The 19666-nt window shown below is 58.6% G+C and carries 11 protein-coding genes and 2 pseudogenes; 8 read left to right on the forward strand and 5 right to left on the reverse strand.

Annotated elements, in window-relative coordinates; translation table 11 throughout:
• Positions 1 to 235: 235 nt before the first annotated feature.
• The gene (locus WS68_RS08300) at positions 236 to 1210 is read left to right on the forward strand and encodes a LysR family transcriptional regulator (RefSeq protein ID WP_059570330.1); all 975 of its coding nucleotides are present in this window, start codon (positions 236 to 238) and stop codon (positions 1208 to 1210) included.
• A gap of 200 nt (positions 1211 to 1410) precedes the next feature.
• Here WS68_RS08300 and WS68_RS08305 read toward each other — a convergent pair whose 3' ends face one another.
• The 3 genes from WS68_RS08305 to WS68_RS08315 form a co-directional block, all read right to left on the reverse strand.
• Complete coding sequence (locus WS68_RS08305; RefSeq protein ID WP_059570347.1) at positions 1411 to 2577, reverse strand: porin; 1167 nt, start codon at positions 2575 to 2577, stop codon at positions 1411 to 1413.
• 664 nt (positions 2578 to 3241) lie between these two features.
• The gene (locus WS68_RS08310) at positions 3242 to 3430 is read right to left on the reverse strand and encodes a ribbon-helix-helix protein, CopG family (protein WP_059570331.1); all 189 of its coding nucleotides are present in this window, start codon (positions 3428 to 3430) and stop codon (positions 3242 to 3244) included.
• Between the two features lie 217 nt (positions 3431 to 3647).
• Entirely contained in the window at positions 3648 to 4409 is a 762-nt protein-coding gene (locus WS68_RS08315; RefSeq protein WP_059570348.1) for a YoaK family protein, read from the reverse strand.
• Positions 4410 to 4734: 325 nt separating this feature from the next.
• Between WS68_RS08315 and WS68_RS25835 the strand changes: the two genes are divergently transcribed.
• Both WS68_RS25835 and WS68_RS25840 read left to right on the forward strand, forming a co-directional pair.
• Entirely contained in the window at positions 4735 to 4920 is a 186-nt protein-coding gene (locus WS68_RS25835) for a hypothetical protein (protein ID WP_197419556.1), read from the forward strand.
• 228 nt (positions 4921 to 5148) lie between these two features.
• Positions 5149 to 5475, forward strand: a complete 327-nt coding sequence (locus WS68_RS25840) for a DUF746 domain-containing protein (RefSeq protein ID WP_082709886.1) — start codon at positions 5149 to 5151, stop codon at positions 5473 to 5475.
• 1649 nt (positions 5476 to 7124) lie between these two features.
• Here the strand turns inward: WS68_RS25840 and WS68_RS28780 are convergent.
• A complete protein-coding gene (locus WS68_RS28780; protein WP_059570332.1) occupies positions 7125 to 7562 on the reverse strand; it encodes a hypothetical protein in 438 nt (145 codons plus the stop codon).
• A gap of 171 nt (positions 7563 to 7733) precedes the next feature.
• Here WS68_RS28780 and WS68_RS08325 point away from each other — a divergent pair.
• The 5 genes and pseudogenes from WS68_RS08325 to WS68_RS08345 form a co-directional block, all read left to right on the forward strand.
• A pseudogene (locus WS68_RS08325) lies at positions 7734 to 14219 on the forward strand (beta strand repeat-containing protein); the annotation flags it as partial.
• Positions 14220 to 14224: 5 nt separating this feature from the next.
• Positions 14225 to 14884 (forward strand): immunity protein Imm33 domain-containing protein, encoded by a 660-nt coding sequence (locus WS68_RS08330; protein ID WP_156429398.1) that lies wholly within the window; start codon positions 14225 to 14227, stop codon positions 14882 to 14884.
• 105 nt (positions 14885 to 14989) lie between these two features.
• Positions 14990 to 16573 (forward strand): annotated as a pseudogene (locus tag WS68_RS28260) (cell surface protein); the annotation flags it as partial.
• A 167-nt stretch (positions 16574 to 16740) separates the two neighbouring features.
• Positions 16741 to 17070, forward strand: coding sequence for a hypothetical protein (locus tag WS68_RS25855; protein ID WP_223870522.1), 330 nt, complete (start codon positions 16741 to 16743; stop codon positions 17068 to 17070).
• 42 nt (positions 17071 to 17112) lie between these two features.
• Positions 17113 to 18873 (forward strand): ShlB/FhaC/HecB family hemolysin secretion/activation protein, encoded by a 1761-nt coding sequence (locus tag WS68_RS08345; RefSeq protein WP_059570336.1) that lies wholly within the window; start codon positions 17113 to 17115, stop codon positions 18871 to 18873.
• 152 nt (positions 18874 to 19025) lie between these two features.
• On the opposite strand, the gene WS68_RS29245 is transcribed toward WS68_RS08345, so the two are convergent.
• Entirely contained in the window at positions 19026 to 19154 is a 129-nt protein-coding gene (locus tag WS68_RS29245) for a hypothetical protein (RefSeq protein WP_269434532.1), read from the reverse strand.
• Positions 19155 to 19666: the final 512 nt, after the last annotated feature.

Below are 19666 nucleotides of genomic sequence, written 5' to 3' on the forward strand. Positions count from 1 at the left end.
ATCGCCGGGACGGCCGGGTGCGCGTGCCGGTCTTGCCGCTGCGGCGCGCCCCGTCCGCAAGAGCGGCCCGGCGGGCAGGCGTTTCCAACAATCGATGCAGACGTTCGCGGGCGCGGTGAACGCGCGCGGCGCCGGTATGCGTAACTATTCGGTGAACGCGAATAATAAGAAAACGACTTGTATCGGATATTGCCGGAGTTCTATTCTGTTCTGTTGGCGATTCGAAGGGGGTAGCATGGACCGCATCCAGGCAACGGAAGTTTTCACGCGCGTAGTCGACGCGAACAGCTTCACGCGGGCGGCCGACACGCTCGGCATGCCGCGCGCGACGGTGACGACGATCATCCAGAATCTCGAGGCGCTGCTCGGCGTGCGCCTGATGAACCGGACGACGCGCCGGCTCGCGCTCACACCGGACGGCGCCGCTTACTACGAGCACTGCATCAAGATCATGGCCGAGATCGCGGAGACGGACGCGAGCTTCCAGGCGGGCAACCGCAAACCAAGCGGCGCGTTGCGGGTTCATATGCCGGGTTCGCTCGGGCGCCGGCTCGTGATACCCGCGCTGTCGATGTTCCGTCAGCGCTACCCAGACATCACGCTCGATCTGGGGTTGTCGGACCGATTGGTGGATCCGATCGAGGAAGGCGTCGATTGCATGATCCGGGTCGGCCCGCTCGAGGATTCATCGATGGTCGCGCGCCGGATCGGCATGCTCAGGCGCGTGACCTGTGCGTCACCCGATTATCTGCGGCGCCACGGCGAGCCGCATGCGATCGAGGATCTGGCCGAACATCAGGCGGTGAATTTCCGCGCGAACCACGGCGGCCGGCCGCTGCCGTGGATGTTTCTGATCGACGGCAAGACGGTCGAGGTCAGGATGGACGGCGTGGTGCTCGTCAATGATTCGGATGCCTACGTGACGTGCGGCATCGAGGGTTTTGGAATGATACAGCCGACGCTCTTCATGGTGCTGCCGCATCTGCTCGACGGAACCCTGCAGGAAGTGCTGCCGGACTTCAATCCGAAGCCCAAGCCAATCTCGATCGTTTATCCGAACAATCGTCACTTGTCCGGGAAAGTCCGCGTGTTTGCCGACTGGATCGCGGAACTGTTCGAATCGACGCCCGCGCTCGAAGGCGGCGAGGACTGGCGCGGCGCGATGCCGAAGCCCGACGCGCGGCCGAGTCGCGGGCCGGTTGCCGCGTGACGGACGGCATGAACCGGCGTGCGCCGATGCGACGGCGCGGCGGCGGCCGGCACGGCGCCGCGCGTTACCGCGGATCGTGGCGCATCGCCCGGGTTGTGCCGCGCTGCGCCGGGTCTCGCGGCGGCATCCGTTGATTGCCGCCGCCGAGGGGAACGGTTCGCCGCCGCGCGGCGATGCTCCCCCGGCATTGCGCCGCACGCTCAGAACGCGTGCCGCAGACCGGCCGTGACGGCCGCCTGCGTGCCGGTCGAAGACGGCGACAGCGTATTGAGCATCGCATTGGCGAGCGCGGAGCCGGCAGGCGCGCCATGCACGTGCTGATACACGCCTTCGACGTAGACATCGGTACGTTTGCTCAGCGAATAAGCGGTTTCCAGCATCACTGTGTTCCATTTGGGAGACGCGTTCGTCGCGCCGTTCGAATAAGCGCCGTCGGTAAAGGTGTAAGCGGCCGATACGGCCCATGCCGGCGTGATCGCGTATTTCGCGTTGACTTCATAGTTGTCGACGCGCAGCGTGCCGCGAAGCGGCATGTAGCTGCCGCGGCCGAGCGACATCACGCTGGCCATGTCGTCGATCTGCGTGTGGCTCCACACCAGCCCGACGTTGGCCGGGCCCAGCGCGTAGCTGCCGCCGGCGCCCCAGATGCGCTGGCGTTTCGCGATGAAATTCGCACTGCCGTCACCCTGCGCGAGCGCGCCGTTCGGATTGCCGTCTGCTGGGCCGCCGCCAGCGTTGTTGAACTGCAGATAGCCTGCCGCGAGATTGACGGGCCCTTGCGCGGACGCGGCGCTGATTCCGTATGCGCGATTGTTCGCGAAGCCGCCCGCCTGGTTGCTGAACGAATACATGCCTTCGGCTGTGACGCCGTAGAGCGTGGGGCTCACGTACTTGACCGTATTGTTGGCCGTGACGGAATTCGCGGCGAGGTTGTCATTCTCGAACGGATGCGCGGCCAAATTGCCGCCCCAAGTATTGCTGCCGGCCGACAGCGGCCCGAGCAAATCATTGAGCACGTCGAACTGGCGGCCGAACGTCACCGTGCCGTACGGCTCGCTTTGCAGTCCGGCCCATGCCTGCGAGCCGAATGCGTCACCGGAGAACGCCTGGCTGCCGTTGTTCAGATTGAAGCCTTGCTCGAGCTTGAACACCGCGCGCAAACCGCCGCCTAGATCCTCGACACCCTTGAGCCCGAAGACGGTGTTCTGCGTCGAGCTGGTGCCCATTTGCCAGTTGCTGCGGCCGTTTTGATTGTTGGTATAAACAATACCGGTATCGACGAGGCCATATAGCGTGACGCTGCTCTGAGCGTGCGCGGATGCGGCAAGCGTGCCGGATATCGCGGCAGCGAAAAGCGATGTCTTGATGATCGAAAGCTCTGTCATGATGAATGGAAAACAACGGAGGAAAATGCTCCGGCAACCGGCGAGCACCGGAGAGGAAACCGGGGTGATGGGTGACTGCAACGCTTGCGGGACGCTGGAGCCCGCCGACCCTCGTGCGATCAAGCGACGCGCGTTGCGGCGGGCGTCGGAGCGGATAACGGATCGGCGGATAGTCGGGCATCGTCGTCGGTGATGCAGGCGAGCCCGACAAACGATAAAGCGTGCATGCGCATGCATATCCGCTTTCGAATCGGCTTAAACCCGCATCGATAGACGAAACAGTATGGTTTTAAAAATATTGAAACGCGGTAAAAAATAAGCCCTCTACTGTAAAAAGATTATCAACCGCGAAATGACGCGCAAGATCGATTCGGACTGCCGCTCACGCACGGGCACGTTCGCCGCGCATGCGATCCGGCCTCGATAGCGAGCGGTGCGTTTAATGCTGCTGCGTGCGCAAGAAACCGTGCCTGACAGTTTGGGATCAGCGCTCGGCATGGACGAGGCAGCGAACCGGGGCGATTCGTGGAAATCCGGCACCCCGATATCCAAAGGATGACGAATCGTTCGGCGGGCGGCGATGCGTTCGATGAGTGCGGAGTACAACCGCGCAACGAAGAATGTTCAGTACGGCGCGTGCGTGCGGTTATTCGGTCCGCCGGCGGGCTCGGCTGCTTTTCGTTTTATAGGTCACGCCATGCTGCGCCAGATACTCGCGAATGAGCTGGCGCACGACTTGCGATGGCGTGAGATCCTGTTCCGCGCACAGCGTTTCGAATGCTTTCTTTTTGGCAGGGTCGATCAGAACGGTCAAGCGCGCGGTTTTCGTTTCCATCTCGGCATGGGTTCAGGCAGATATGTGAATTCGATTGTAATGCATTCGCTTTGGTGCGCGACCCAAATGCGAGACGGCCTGGTGCGGTACTGCTTCCGATAGCCTGCGAACGCTTCGTGTGGTTAATGCGGAGCCGCTCCGCGTCTTTCATTGGCAGGCCGCGTCGGACGGTAATGCTTTGCAATCGGCTCGTTTGACGACGATCCGCGCTTGGCCGCTAACGGTCCCGTCGATAAAGAAAGGCCAGCATGTCGTCGATGATCGGCACGATCGCGAGCGCGACCAGTATTGCCGCGAGCGGCACGGTCGACACGTAACCGACATGCTTGAAGCCGAGCGCGCCTGTCACGCAACCCGTGAAGAATGAGGCGAGCATGGTCGCGTGAATTTTAAGCTTCGTGCGGTTGGCGATCACGGCCTTGGCTCCTACGGCGGCCTTCGACGAGTTCCAGTAAAAAAACTTGCCTAACTCGATGCCGATGTCGGTCACGATTCCCGTCATATGCGTGGTACGAATCTCCGCGCCGGACAACTTCGTGATCATTGCGTTTTGTAGTCCCATGATGAAGCAGAGCAGAACCACCGTGACGGGGACGAAGAACGCTTCCTGCAGCGCGAGATGACTGCCTAGCAATCCGAACAACAGCAGCAGCACCGCCTCGACGAGCAGCGGAAGCACATATTGGCTGTGCAGATCGCGGCGGCGTCCCCAATTGATCAGGACGGCGGAGCAGCCGGCACCGAAAATGAACGACGACAGCGAGCCGATGCCAGCAAGCGCAAGCGGCACGTCGCCCAGTGCGAGCTGATCCGCGATCGCCGATACGATGCCGCTCATATGAGACGTGTATTGCTTGACAGCCAAGAATCCACCGGCGTTGATCGCGCCCGCGATGAAGGCAAGCGAGAATCCCAACTGACGGTTGGCATGGGCGTTACGGTGCTTTCCCGTCAGGCTTCGGAAGTAATGCACGGGCATCGAATAGCAGTGGCTTGGCGGCTCGGTGCCGAGCAGCATGGATGGCGCGACGTTTTACGGAACGGCCGCGATGGGATTGCCCCGCGTGTCCGGGTGCCGGCAAGGTCCGGCGCTTCACCCAAAAACGGTTTCACCGATGCCCGCGCGCAAAAAGGAATCGTGACTTTAATGATAACGCCATTAAGATATTCTGTTAACCAGAGATGATTTATATGTGCATTAGGAGCAATGGTTCAGGGTATCGGTGCGACGGGCGCGGACCGTGACTGGCCGGGCCGATCGTTGATTGCCAACCCTACGAACGCCAGATAGATGTGGCGATGACTTGTTCTATCTGCTGCTCCGTGCATTGCCTGGGCGGATGATCGAAGACGGCTACCGACCGACCAAGACCGGCAGCATGACGTCGGCGGCGATGGCGTTCATGCGCGATCACGGTGTGCTGAAGGACATCTACTCCGAGAGCATCGGCACGGTGCATACCCTCACGCCAATGTGGTTGAGCAAATAGGGAACGGCATTGGCAGATGCCCCAGAAAGGTCTGGTGAGAGTAAGGGGCTGACGCATTTTAGGATCAAGCAAATCGCCGCTTTCTTGTCCGTGAGCTACGAACTACGCCCCCGTGTCCACATTGTGGCGGTGACTATATCGTCAGTGCTGGATTTAGGACACGCAAAGTCGGCCGGCTGCCGATGTTCGAGTGCCAGGTGCAAGCGCTATTTTGGCCGGACTGTCGGCATGGTGCTTGGCGAGGAGCGCCTGAAGAAATTCGACTTGTTCGTTTCTCTGCTGTCGCAACCGATCTCGTGTCTCGAAGCGGGCGAACGGATGGGGAGCCTACCTGCGGCCATCGGGGAGCGTCGGGTCAGCAGGCTCGGCAGGCGATTGACGGAGCTTATCCCCACGCTGCGGGCTTTGACGAGATTGGCATGTGAAGACCGTAATCCGCTGACCGAAGCGAGTTTGTGTAGACCAATAGCCCGAAAAACGAACAAGGGGTTACATGATATTCACGTAACCTCTTATTTTATATGGTGGCGAATCAGGGATGTCTTTTCAGTTTAATAAAACATCCGTTCTCGTCAACAGCTTAGCTCAAAAAGCGGGTCTGTTTACGGGAAAAACGGACACATCTAGGGTCTCACATTCGTATCCAAATAACAATCTACCTGTACCTTTTTACAGGTAGATGAATTGCCTGTGCAAACGAGTGAATTTAGGTTTTATCTGTAATTCGGTCCAACTTATTGAATAATAATAGGAATCACAAAAATTCCCTTGACAGAAAAACGCAAGTATCCTAATTTCTAGGCACGAATGATTCTCGTTCGCGACAATAAAGTTTTTCTGCGAGAAATCAAATGAAAATAAAGATGAATCTGATTCGTGCATTTGTTATTTCGGTAGGTGCCACGTTGATACTTAGCGGGTGCAATGATTCTGATAGCGCGGCAGCAAAATCAGTCAAGCTCTCACAAGATGCAAAAAAAGCAATGTTTTATGGGAGGGCGAGTATGACGGAACTACATATAATATTTATGATATAGGTGAAGGTAAATATGTCATCAGTTATGGAAGAGATTCAATCGTATCAGGGTACATAATTTACGATCGAGATAACAAGAAAAATTCACTTGATTATTCACTCGGCAATTTTGAGCCTCAAAAAATATCAGTTGATATTCAAGTTACAAGTCAAGACCAAATTGGCTTGACGATATATTCAAATGGAACAACGACCAGTGTCGTTGGCAAATCTGTAAGTACTCAATCAACGTCGCTTTCGGAAACTACGTCAGTTGCGTGGTCATCATTGACAACAGGCGACAAGTTGAGCGTTAAATTATCCAATAATACGGGTGCTTTTTCCGTTCAGCTTGGGGCATGTACTGTCTTAGGTGATTTGCATCCCAACTCGGGCAACTCCAAATTTAGTGGGATTGTATCTTCAGCGACTGGTTCATGCTCTGGTGTTGCGAGTGTCGGAACAGAAGTGGGGTTGGTTCCGTACGTGGATCGTGTTCTTTTTTATTCAACTTCATTGAAATAGCCGGCTATTTATATGTCGGGGGTGTTCAGTAATTCCGATAAATTTGCAAAAAAAATCCATATATGGCTCTTCTGAGTGCGTGCAATGGCGTGCGCAATGTAGAGCAAAATGTTCTGCTGCGGCGCTGCCTACGCCGGATCACGGATTCTCGTTTTGGAACTGCGTAAATTCTTGTAATGCACTTGGTGGATGTTAATAAGGAGGGAGTATACTGTAAAATAGGGAAACAGCATTTATCGTTAATAAAACCATCCTCAATATAGGAAGGGAATTGGACGAGTCGTTGCGCTTAGTTATGGATACGTGTAAGCAAGAGGAATTTGAGCGATATCGCGATTTCGTTTCTGTAATTATGACTACGCTGTTGATTGATTTTATGAATCCATTGTATGAAAGATATCCTGATCTCAAGCCACCGGAATTGAATTGATTAATGACTTTTAACTCGGAAAAGGGCTGCTCGCAATGGGTGGCCTTTTAATTAATGAGGCGTCTTGGGCTAATATTTGAAATTGATTGGTGCAATCTCTGTGTGATGTATTTTATAAAATCAAGCTGGAATAAATTATAGATAGAGGTAAATTTTCGGAAAATTACTGGGGAGTGTCGAAAATAAAAAAGCCCCGGCGATGGAGTCTTTTTGCGAGTGAGGAGCAAGGCAATCTCAATATGTGTGGTCAGTTTTTACTTTCCTAACTTTGAGAATATAGTTGATGGATGGCAAGCTGCCCAGAAGGAAAATAACACCAAAGAAGAACATTTCTTTGCCATCGCATACTGCGTGTGGGGTCAACATGAGCAGGACGGCGTTTCCGCTTCCGATGAGACTTTGTGCCTCACGAGGATCTCCCGGAATCAACGCACCTGTATTGAGGATCGCTGCACTGATCTGGCTGAATCCCGGCTGCTGGCCCAAGAGCTTGTCGGCTGGCACGTTCGTCAGCTTGCCGAAAAACGGCTCGTTCGCGTTTCCGGCATATACCTTGCCATTGACGAGCTGAGCGTTGCGATAGTCGAGTACGTCGCCTTTGCAGCCGCCCAACGCAGTGACCGCAATCAAACTAGAAAGAATCAGCGGGTAGCGGTAGTTCGGTACTTTCATGTGAATGATCCTGTTCTTATGTGGAGGCGGAATCGGTTGAATATCAACTCAAAGAGATGAATCTCAACCCTGTAAGTCCTTCGTGTCAAAAAGTCGATGCCCAACCATTTAGGTTGAATTGGAGCGGACATGCGGGATACGGAAGAAACGCGGCTCGCCCGGCGGGTCGGCAACCCGAGCTTTATTCGCGGCAAAGTCGAGATTGGGGGCGCTGCCGCGCAGCTCGTGATCGCGAATCAGGCTGGCTTGGTCGTGGATGGCGGCGGTTTCCTGAATACGAGCAGAGCCACGCTGACAACCGGCAATCCGAACTTCGGGCCTGACGGCTCGCTCACGGGTTTCAACGTCAACCAGGGCTTGATTTCGGTTGTCGGCGCGGGGCTCGACGCGGCCAATGTCGATCAGGTGGATTTGTTGGCTCGCGCCGTGCAGATTAACGCGAAGGCTTACGCGAAGACCCTGAACGTGGTGGCTGGTTCGAGCCAGGTCGACTACACCACCCTGAACGCCACGCCGATCGCGGGCAACGGCGCAGCACCCACCATCGCGATCGATGTCAGCCAGCTCGGTGGTATGTATGCGAACAGAGTCTTTCTCGTGTCCTCCGAGAATGGGGTTGGTGTTGCGAACGCGGGCGACATTGCGGCTCAGGCGGGCGATCTGACGCTGCAAGCGAACGGTCGTCTCGTGCTGTCAGGACAGACCAATGCGGCCGGCAACATGTCGCTGTCGGCCGCGGGCGGCATCCAGAACAGCGGCGTCACGTATGGCAAACAGTCGGTCACGATCAACACGGGCGCGGACCTGACCAACAGCGGCGCGTTGACCGCCCAGCAGAATTTGACCGCCAACGTCGGTAGCCTCAACTCGACGGGCACCCTTGGTGCGGGCATTAACGCCGACAGCACGGTTGGCACGAGTGGCGATCTGAGCGTCACGGGCAGTGGCCAATTGACCGCGACGGGGACCAACAGCGCGGCCGGCAACGCGACATTCACCGGTAGCGATGTGAATCTGTCGAACAGCGCGACGGCCGCCAACGGCAACCTCGCGCTGACTGCGAAGGCGGGCGATGTGAACCTGACCGGCTCGACCGCCAGCGCCAAGGGCTCCGTGAACGCGCAGGCGAGCGGCACGGTCATCAACGACCGGGGCAACCTGTCCAGCGGCGCGGGCATGACGCTCGGCGGCGGCAACTTGTCGAACCAGGGCGGCCGTGCCAATTCGCAAGGCCCGCTGTCGGTGCAGATGGCCGGCACCGTGTCGAACCAGAACGGCATGCTGAGTTCCCAAAGCACGGCCGACGTTCGCGGGAGTGCGATCCAGAACAATGCCGGGCTGATTCAGAGCGCGGGCAAGCAAACGATTGCTGGCACATCGGTCGACAATAGCGCGGGCCGGCTGATTTCCTTGAACGCGGACGGCCTGTCGGTGACGGCGACTGGCGCACTCACGAACGCGGCCGGCGCGAATGTGAGCGGCGATCCGGGCGGCGTCATCGGCGGCAAGGGTGATATGACCGTACAGGGCAACACGGTCACGAACAGCGGCTCGATGTCGGCCGACGCGAACCTGCACGTGATCGGCCAGAGCGTCGACAACGGTAACGGTATCCTGCACGCCGGGCAGACCGCGACAGTTGACGCCGGCAATCATTTTGCGAATGCCAACGGCCGGGTTGAGGGCCAAAGCGCCGCGCTGAACGGCGCGACGCTCGACAACAGCCTCGGTACGGTCAGCAACAAAGCGGGCTCCATCGCCAGCAACGGCCGAGCCGTCCTGCAAGGCAAGACGATCGACAACTCGGCGGGTTCTGCCTCCGGCCAGACGGGCCTGAGCGTCAATGCGGCCGACTCGATCACGAATCAGAGCGGCAAGCTCACGTCAAACGCCAATGTCGACGTGACCGCAGGCGGTGCGCTGGTCAACGACGGTGGTGAACTCGGTTCGAAGACAGCCACGACGACGATTCATAGCGGCTCGCTGTCGAACCTCGGTGGCAAGGTCGTCTCCCCGACCCTGACGGCCAACGTTGCCGGCCTGATCGATAACAGCCAGGCCGGCGACATCGAAGGCAATCAGCTTTCGCTGACGGCCGCGAACCTGAAAAACCAGGGTGGCCGCATTTCGCAATGGCAGAGCGGGCCGACCACGCTGGCCGTCTCCGGCACCCTCGACAATTCGAACGGCGGCGTCATCCAGAGCAACAGCACGGACCTGACGCTCGCGCCGGCCGTTCTGGACAACTCCAAGGGCACCATCACCCACGGCGGGACCGGCACGCTGACGCTTACGCCCGGCAATGGCGCAGGGGCTTTGCAGAATATCGGCGGCACGATCGGTACCAACGGACAGGCCATCGTGAAGGCCGGCAGTCTGGACAACGGTAGCGGCGTCATCGCGGCGAAACTGGGTCTGGCGGCCACGATCGCCGGTGCGATGAACAACGCTCAGGGCCTGATGCGCTCGAACGCGGCGCTGTCGATCATCAGTAACGGGGCGCTGTCGAACCAGCAAGGGCACATCGAGGCGGGCACGGCCGGCGACACGAGCACGCTGTCGATTCAGGCCGCGTCGATCGACAACACCGATGGCGCGGTGCACGACTTCGGCAACGGCGCGATGAACGTGCAAGGCGGCAGCCAGATCGTGAACAGCCATGCGGGCGGCGTCGACGGCATGGGACAGATGACGGGGCAAGGCGATGTGACGATCGGCGCGCGTTCGATCTCGAACACGCAGGGCGCCCAGTTGATGGGCGGGTCGCTCCACGTCAAAGGCGATACGGTCGACAATTCCGGCGGGCAATTGGGCAACGTCGCGAACTCGACCGGCGACGTAGATGTCACGACGACGGGCGCGATCTCGAACGCCAACGGTTCGATCAGCTCGACACGCGACCTGACGGTCGCGGCTTCGACGTTGCTCGGCGGCGGCGCATACAGCTCGGCGCACGACGCGACGATCAATCTGCAAGGCGACTTCACGACCACGCCACAGACGCAGTTCAACATCGGTCACGACCTGACCTTCACGTTGCCGGGCACGTTCACGAACAGCGCGAACCTGCAATCGGTCAACAACCTGACGGTCAACGCCGGCAACATCGTCAACACGGGGGCGATCACGGCCGGTAGCCTGCTGAGTACGCATTCGGGCGACCTGACGAACTATGGCGCGATGGTCGGCGGCAGCGTCGCCATTCAGGCCAGCGGCACGGTGTCGAACCTCGGCCCGGTCGCGCTGATCGGCGCATCGGATACGTCGGGTCTGCTGGAAATTCTCGCGCACGACATCGAGAACCGCGACGACACGACGTTGGGCGATTCGATGCCGACCACGACGATTTTCGGGCTCGGCAAAGTGGCTTTGGCGGGCGGCAAGGATGCGAACGGCAACTACACGAACGCGGCGTTGATCAACAATTCGTCGGCAGCGATCCAATCGGGCGCTTCGATGGAGTTGCATGCCGACAAGGTCACGAATACCCGGCGCGTGATGCAGACCTCGGGCAACACGAGTCAGGTCGATCCGGCACTGCTGCAACAGCTCGGCATCAGCATGTCGGGGTGCGCCGCTTACTTCATGGCAGCCTGTAGCCGCAGCGGCGCCGTGAGCGGCACGAAAATCGCCAGTTCACAGGACGCCACCTCGACGGTCGCGAGCGGCAGCCTGATTTCGGCGGACGGCGTGTCGATCGGCAGCGGCAAGGACATCAACGTTCAGGGTAGTACGGTCGTCGGTACGCACGATGTGGCGCTGAACGCGGCGCACGACGTGAACATCACGACGTCGCAGGACACCAGCCAGTCGTCGACCACCTATCAGGAACAGCACTCGGGCCTGATGTCGGGCGGCGGCCTGTCGTTCTCGGTCGGCAACAGCAAGCTCGCGCAGCAGAATCAATCGTCGAGCGTGACGAACAACGCCAGCACGGTCGGCTCGGTCGACGGCAATCTGACGGTCAACGCGGGCAATACGCTGCGTGTGAAAGGCAGCGATCTGGTCGCGGGCAAGGACGTGACCGGCACGGCCGCGAACATCGTGATCGATTCGGCCACCGACACCTCGCATCAGGCGCAACAGCAGCAGACTAGCAAGAGCGGGCTGACGGTCGGCCTGTCGGGTTCGGTGGGCGATGCGATCAACAATGCAATCGGCGAGACGCAGGCCGCGCGCGAATCGGCGAAGGACAGCAACGGCCGCGCGTCGGCACTGCATAGCATCGCGGCGGCTGGTGACGTGGCATTCGGCGGTATGGGGGCCAAGGCCCTGCTGGACGGCGCGAAGGGGCCGCAGGCTCCGAGCATCGGCGTGCAGGTCAGCGTCGGTTCGAGCCATAGTTCGATGCAGTCGTCGGAAGACCAGACGATTCAGCGCGGTTCCGGCATTAATGCGGGCGGCAACGCGAAGCTGATCGCGACGGGCAACGGTACGCCGAAGGACGGCAACATCACGATCGCGGGCTCGAACGTGAACGCGGCCAACGTGGCGTTGGTCGCGAACAATCAGGTCAATCTCGTCAACACGACCGATACGGACAAGACGCAGAGTTCGAACTCGTCGTCGGGGTCGAGCGTCGGCGTGTCGATCGGTACGAACGGCATCGGCGTGTCCGCGTCGATGCAGCGTGCGCACGGCGACGGCAATTCGGATGCGGCGATCCAGAACAACACGCATATCAACGCCAGCCAGACCGCGACCATCGTGAGCGGCGGCGACACGAACGTGATCGGCGCGAACGTGAACGCGAACAAGGTTGTGGCCGACGTGGGCGGCAACCTGAACGTCGCGAGCGTGCAGGATACGACCGTGAGCGCTGCGCATCAGTCGAGCGCGGGCGGCGGCTTCACGATCAGCCAGACCGGCGGCGGGGCCAGCTTCAGTGCGCAGAACGGCCATGCGGACGGCAACTATGCGGGCGTGAACGAGCAAGCCGGCATCCAGGCCGGTTCGGGCGGGTTCGACGTGACCGTGAAGGGCAATACCGACCTGAAGGGCGCGTATATCGGCAGCACGGCCGATGCGTCGAAGAACAGCCTGACGACCGGCACGCTGACGACGAGCGACATCGAGAACCACTCGCACTACAGCGCGAATAGCGCGGGCTTTAGCGCGGGCGCATCGGGCGGACCGAGCACCAAGGCGGTTGGTCCGTCGTCGGTGTCGGGCTCGGGCGGCGTCACGCCGATGGTGTTCCAGAACGACAGCGGCGACCAGAGCGCGACGACGAAGAGCGCCGTGAGCGCCGGCACGATCAACATCACGAAGCCGGGCGAGCAGACGCAGGACGTCGCGAACCTGAACCGCGATGCGACGAATCTGAATGGGACGGTTTCGAAGACGCCCGATGTGCAAAAGACGTTGTCGCAGCAGGCCGATACGATGAATGCGGCGCAGGCGGCCGGTCAGACGATTTCGCAGGGGATCGGGCTGTATGCTGACGGCAAGCGCAAGGATGCGATCGATGCGGCCAAGGCCGCCTACGAGCGCGGCGACCTTGTTGCGATGCGGTCGTACATCGACCAGGCGAAGAGCTGGGATGAGGGCGGTGCGTCGCGCGCGGGCTTGCAAGCAACTGGCGGTGCGCTGATCGGCGGGCTCGCCGGTGGCAGCGCGCTCACGGCGATTGGCGGCGCTGCGGGAGCCGGCACGTCGTCACTACTGGCCGGCCAAGCAGAGAAGATCAGCAAATCGGTGGGCGATACGACCGGCTCGTCGCTGGTCGGCAACATCGCTGCGAACGTCGCGGCAACGGTCGGTGGCGCACTGGTGGGTGGCAGTGCGGGTGCGGCGACGGCATCGAACGTCGAGCTTTACAATGCAGGCAACGACCCCCAAAAAACGGACGACCGAGCGACAATCGCGGGACTTCAGGGGTTGCTCAATCAAGCGGTGGCCGCCGGCCTTGGCGCGGTAAATACGGTTGCCGGCGTGCGAAATGCCATCGGTGATGCGGTTAGCAACGCTGTCGATTCAGCCGCGAGCCAGTTCGGCACGCTGATGAAGCGTGACGCGCAGGACAAGATTTCGCAATCTCCTGACAAACTGATCGCACAGGGCGTGGCGAACGGGGTTAACACAGTCCTGGGTTCGAAAGGCGGCGAGCCTCCGCTGGCTGGTCCGGGGATGGCAATGGTCGATTCGATCACGGGTCAAGCCGCTAACGCCGCGCTCGGTGCAACGGATCGCACTCCGCCCTCGAATGCTATTCTGTCGAACAATGGTGGAGGGGCTTCATCAGCTGAAAGTAGCGGGGGAAAGCAGCAAAGCTCAGTTACTTCTCCGAATGCCGCAATGCGTGAAAACGCAAATGCGACTGGAACATACACCAATCCGCTTACGGGCGAAACAGTACCTGCTGAAGGTACTCTGGCAGCCGATCACGTTGTTCCGCAAAAATGGATCAAGCAGCGACCGGGGTTCGATCAGCTTACCTTGGAGCAACAAAGTTCTGTTCTCAACGACCCTGTGAATACAGAAGGTCTTCCAACGACCTTCAATTCGTCAAAGGGAGCTAAGATGCCAGGGGAGTGGACGACATACAAAGGTCAACCGCTGGACCCTGCATACATACTGAGCAGTTCCGAGCGAGCCGAGGTGATTCGGAACTATATCGACAATAAAATTAAGTCATTTCTAAACCCTCCAAGGTGATTGCCATGATTTTTAGATCGGATTTTGACAAAAGGTATGGTCATCCCAATTTTGTGGCATCGCTGGATGGCGATTTTGAGTTCATGATAAGTGACCTGTTTGAGTATTTTGAGGGCGAGATTCGACGAGGGGTGAGGTTCAATGCTGGTCAGACTATCCAGTTTGGCTGGATGATCTTGATGTTGAAAGAAGACGGCCATGGCGATTTGGAGATGTGGGAGCCAGATTTTCGTCATATGCCAATAAATTGGGTGTTTTCGATAGATAAAACTTTCAAGGATTTGTATTTGCAAAGAGAGGTGTGCGCTCAGGTGAATGTGGAGCCGAATTTTCCATCCTTATTGGAGAGGGGGGTTGTTTCTCCAGGATTTGGATCATGTCGAGAATTTGTTATAAACCGGGATTTGCCGCAGAAAGGCGATTCGGGTTGGTTTTTTGTTGAGCAAGGCAATAATGGCGGCGAGGGAAAATTCGCATCCTTGTTTGAGGTGGCGGTTAATTCTCCGAGGGTTGTCCCATTTTTGGCCTTGCCATCTGGCACAATTGTCAAATATGTTGCGGGCGAGATCGAGGTAAGATTTAAGGATCGGTTAATTTCTTCCTCGGAGAATCAATTCTTGCAAAGAATTTTGGGTGGCTGGACATCTGGCGGAACGTATCATTGAAATTTTTGTTGGGATGGTTGTAAGTCCAAAAATGACATCGGGAACGGAAAGGTGGGTGGGTAAATGAGAACGTTACGATGGGATTAACGGCGCGCGATGCGTCAGAAGAACAGTCTGACGACTGGCACGCTCACGACGAGCGACATCGAGAACCACTCGCACTACAGCGCGAATAGCGCGGGTTTCAGTGCCGGTGCATCGGTCGGGGTGAGCACCAAGGCAGTTGGCCCGTCGTTGGTGTCGGGCTCGGGCGGCGTCACGCCGATGGTGTTCCAGAACGACAGCGGCGACCAGAGCGCGACGACGAAGAGCGCCGTGAGCGCCGGCACGATCAACATCACGAGGCCGGGCGAGCAGACGCAGGACGTCGCGAACCTGAACCGCGATGCGACGAATCTGAATGGGACGGTTTCGAAGACGCCCGATGTGCAAAAGACGTTGTCGCAGCAGGCCGATACGATGAATGCGGCGCAGGCGGCCGGTCAGACGATTTCGCAGGGGATCGGGCTGTATGCTGACGGCAAGCGCAAGGATGCGATCGATGCGGCCAAGGCCGCCTACGAGCGCGGCGACCTTGTTGCGATGCGGTCGTACATCGACCAGGCGAAGAGCTGGGATGAGGGCGGTGCGTCGCGCGCGGGCTTGCAAGCAACTGGCGGTGCGCTGATCGGCGGGCTCGCCGGTGGCAGCGCGCTCACGGCGATTGGCGGCGCTGCGGGAGCCGGCACGTCGTCACTACTGGCCGGCCAAGCAGAGAAGATCAGCAAATCGGTGGGCGATACGACCGGCTCGTCGCTGGTCGGCAACATCGCTGCGAACGTCGCGGCAACGGTCGGTGGCGCACTGGTGGGTGGCAGTGCGGGTGCGGCGACGGCATCGAACGTCGAGCTTTACAATGCAGGCAACGACCCCCAAAAAACGGACGACCGAGCGACAATCGCGGGACTTCAGGGGTTGCTCAATCAAGCGGTGGCCGCCGGCCTTGGCGCGGTAAATACGGTTGCCGGCGTGCGAAATGCCATCGGTGATGCGGTTAGCAACGCTGTCGATTCAGCCGCGAGCCAGTTCGGCACGCTGATGAAGCGTGACGCGCAGGACAAGATTTCGCAGTCGCCAGCGCAGTTGATCTCTCAGGGCGTAGCGAACGGCGTCGGCGCTGTCGTTGGAATGGGGGGCGGTGAACCACCCGCAACGAGCGGTGGGACCGTGCTTGTCAACGCGGCCGGCGGCCAAGTTGTCGGGGCGGCTGCAGGATCGAAAACGCCGGATAATGTGCTGTTAGCGGATGGCGGTGGGAATAGCCGCCCTTCGCCGCGTCAGTCCGAACTTGATGTTCAGTCCGACCTTGGCTCGGGCCACAACCCGCAAGTAAGCTATAAAAACGGTCAGGAAGTACCCTATTCAACACCGGGAAGTGTACGCCCCGACATATCGACTGTAGATAGAACAATTAGTTACGAGGTAAAAAATTACAACATCGAGAACAACTCGAATGGTTTGATTAACAATGTTGCAAATCAGGCAATTCAGCGCGCTGCCAATTTGCCCGAGGGAATGCAACAACAAGTTGTGATTGATATACGCGGGCAAACGGTATCCCCCGCACAACGGACGGCGATTGTTCAAGGTATTGTTCAAAAGTCGAATGGAATAATTAGCCCGCTTAATATTCAATTTAAGACAAAATGAGAACGATAGGCTTTCACGGTGGACATACAATTTGCGAGCTTGGCCCGGCCCCTGATGTCCGGTTGTTCTTCAAGTGTCTTGAACTGTATGTGGCACAAGATCATCCGGAGCAAGATTGGAGCTTGCTAACGGATCGCCTATATCGCCGGTACCTTCGGAGGGAGGAGTTGGATAGCGCCCGCGATCTGATGGCGAAAGCTCGCGAAATTTTTGCACAGAAGCCAGCTGCAACCTCTGTTGAGTGGGATGCTGCAATGCTTGCAAATCCGGAAAAGAGCTGGCTGAATTCAGACCAGCCGACACTGGCTGACGTATTTGTAAGATTTTTTGAGAAATTCGACGATGCCTGCGAATCGGCAGAGTCATTCTTCGATGCGTTTAAAATCTATCAACCTGTTCGTGTCGTAATTTCAGATTTGTCCGGATTCACTCGCGACCAGAATAAACCGCTTTCAGAGTACGACGCGCTGGAAGGGGAGCCATTTTGGCTGCAATAATGATTATCTTGGTTGAATTTTAAAATAAAGGGATAGTCGGCAATGCGATTAAAAGAAAAATTAGCGGCCACATCCATTGCGGCTTTGGTATCGTTCGAAGCTCACGCACAGCAAGCGCCCACGCCGAACGACCAAGCCGCCGCTGCACGCGCGAATGCCGAGCAGAATCAGCAGGTGCAGCAGCGCCGCGAGGCGCAGCAGCGCGACGCCACCGTGCAAGCGCTGAGCGTGCGTTCGGACGTGCCGCGCCCGGAAGCCTATCCGGTATTGCCGATCGAAACACCGTGCTTCCGGATCGAGCGTTTCGCGCTCGACGTGCCCGACTCGTTACCTGCTGCGTCAAAGACGCAAGGCGCATCAGCCTTGCCGATGGATCGCTTCGCCTTTGCGCGCGATTGGCTCGCGCACTATGCTGGCCAATGCGTCGGCAAGCAAGGCGTCGACCTGGTCGTCAAGGGGCTGTCGCAGGATATCCTCGCACGCGGCTACATCACGACCCGCGTACTTGTGCCTGAGCAGGATTTGTCCACCGGCACGTTGAAGCTTGCCCTGATTCCGGGCGTGATCCGCCACGTGCGTCTCGAGGACGAGAAGTTGCGCGGCACATGGAAGACCGCTTTCCCGACCCGCGACGGCGACGTATTGAACTTGCGTGACATCGAGCAAGGGCTTGAGCAGATGAAGCGCGTCTCAAGTCAGGACGTGTCGATGCGGATCGCACCGGGCGACATGCCGGGCGAAAGCGATGTCGTGCTCGACGTGAAGCGCGGCAAGCCTTGGACCGTTGTGGCATCCATCGACAATTCCGGCACGCGCGCGACCGGCAAGCTGCAAGGCAATGTGTCGCTTGGCATCGACAACCCGCTGGGTCTCAATGACATCTTCAACGTCGGCTTCAATCAGGATCTGGAATTCGGCGACAAGCGCTTCGGCTCGCACGGCTGGAACGCGTTCTACTCGGTTCCTTGGGGCTACTGGACCGGCACCCTGTCGGCCTATACCAGCACGTACTTTCAACCGCTCGCGGCCGTGAACCAGACGTTCGTTGCCAGCGGCAACATGAAGACGGTCGACTTCAGGCTCAATCGCGTGTTGGCGCGTAGCCGGAACGATGTGTTCGGTGCACAGATTCGCCTGACGCGCCGTTTCGGCGACAGCTATATCGAAGGCACGACGATTCCGTCGTCGCACCAGAACGCGACCTTTCTCGAATTCGGGCTGAACGACCGGCACTATTTCGGCTCGTCGCAGTTCGACGGCTCGCTTGCCTATCGTCAGGGGCTCGGCTGGCTTGGCTCGACCGACAGCATGTTCGCGGCGGAGGGTGGACAGACTTACAGGTTCAAGATGGTCGTGCTCGATGCGAATCTGTCGACAACGTTCGTCATCGGCACGCAGCCGTTCAAATACGTGACGACCTTTCACGGTCAGTACACCGGCAATACGGTTTCATACCTCGATAGCGTCACGATCGGCAGTCGTTATACCGTGCGGGGATTCGACGGTGAAACGCTGCTGGCGGGATCGCGCGGGTTTTACTGGCGCAACGAATTGCAGGTCCCCATCGCGCAGACCGGGCTATCGGCCTATGCCGGCCTCGACTACGGTCGCGTCTGGGGGCCTGAGCCGGTCGCGCTAGTCGGCACACAGCTCGCGGGCGCAGTGATTGGTGTCAAGGGCAGTGTCGCGACGCGATTCGGCGGATACGGCTACGACCTATTTGCCGGCACGCCTGTCTACAAGCCGTCGGGTTTTCCGACTGCGCGAGTGACGCTCGGTTTTCAGGTGACTGCTCAGTTCTGAAGACAATGAGCCAAGGTACTTCTCCGACACGTACACGTCGCAAGCCAGATGTTGCATATGCCCGTCTGGTCGAGATTGCCACCGAACGGGGGCTTACGCTTCTGACGCTCGAATGGCGAGGGTTGAAGTCCCACTATGAATTCCACCGCGAATCAGGTCATGACTTCACGCGCATAGGCACTGTCGCGATGCGAGGCACGATAACTTGCCTCCAGGGCGAGCAAGTGCGCGTGCAGGACCGCTTTCAGGAACTGCTGAGTGAACGCGGTCTTGTTTGTCATGAGGGAACCTATTTCGGTCAAACAGCGCGGCAACACTTCACCTGTCGTTCTGGACACGAATGGACGACCGAGGCTCGCAAGATTTTAGACGGCCATGGATGTCCACGATGCGCAAAAGTCGAGTTGGCTGCGAGTCTCCTACATTCCGATGGCTTGGAACGTCTTCATGAGGCGGCGACGGAGCGTGGCGGTCGTTGTCTGACTGACACCTATATCGGTATCGCCGCGCATTACGAATGGGCGTGTGCCGAAGGTCATCGATGGACAGCAGTGGCTTACCGAGTCGTCGACGGCGGATGGTGTCCGCACTGCGCTCGAATCAGGCATGGAGAGCAGCAACGCGATCCGAACGGGCTTCAGCGATTGCAGGCCGCGGCGGCGCTGCGCGGCGGACAGCTTCTCTCGACGGAGTATCGCCTGACGAATTCGAAGTACCGTAAGCGGTCAATAAATGACGCCCTTCCCATGAGGGTCAGGAGGTCAGAAGCTAGGTGTCCGCGTGGACACCTGCA

Origin of the sequence: Burkholderia sp. TSV86, from assembly GCF_001522865.1 — a bacterium.
Classification (GTDB): Bacteria; Pseudomonadota; Gammaproteobacteria; order Burkholderiales; family Burkholderiaceae; genus Burkholderia.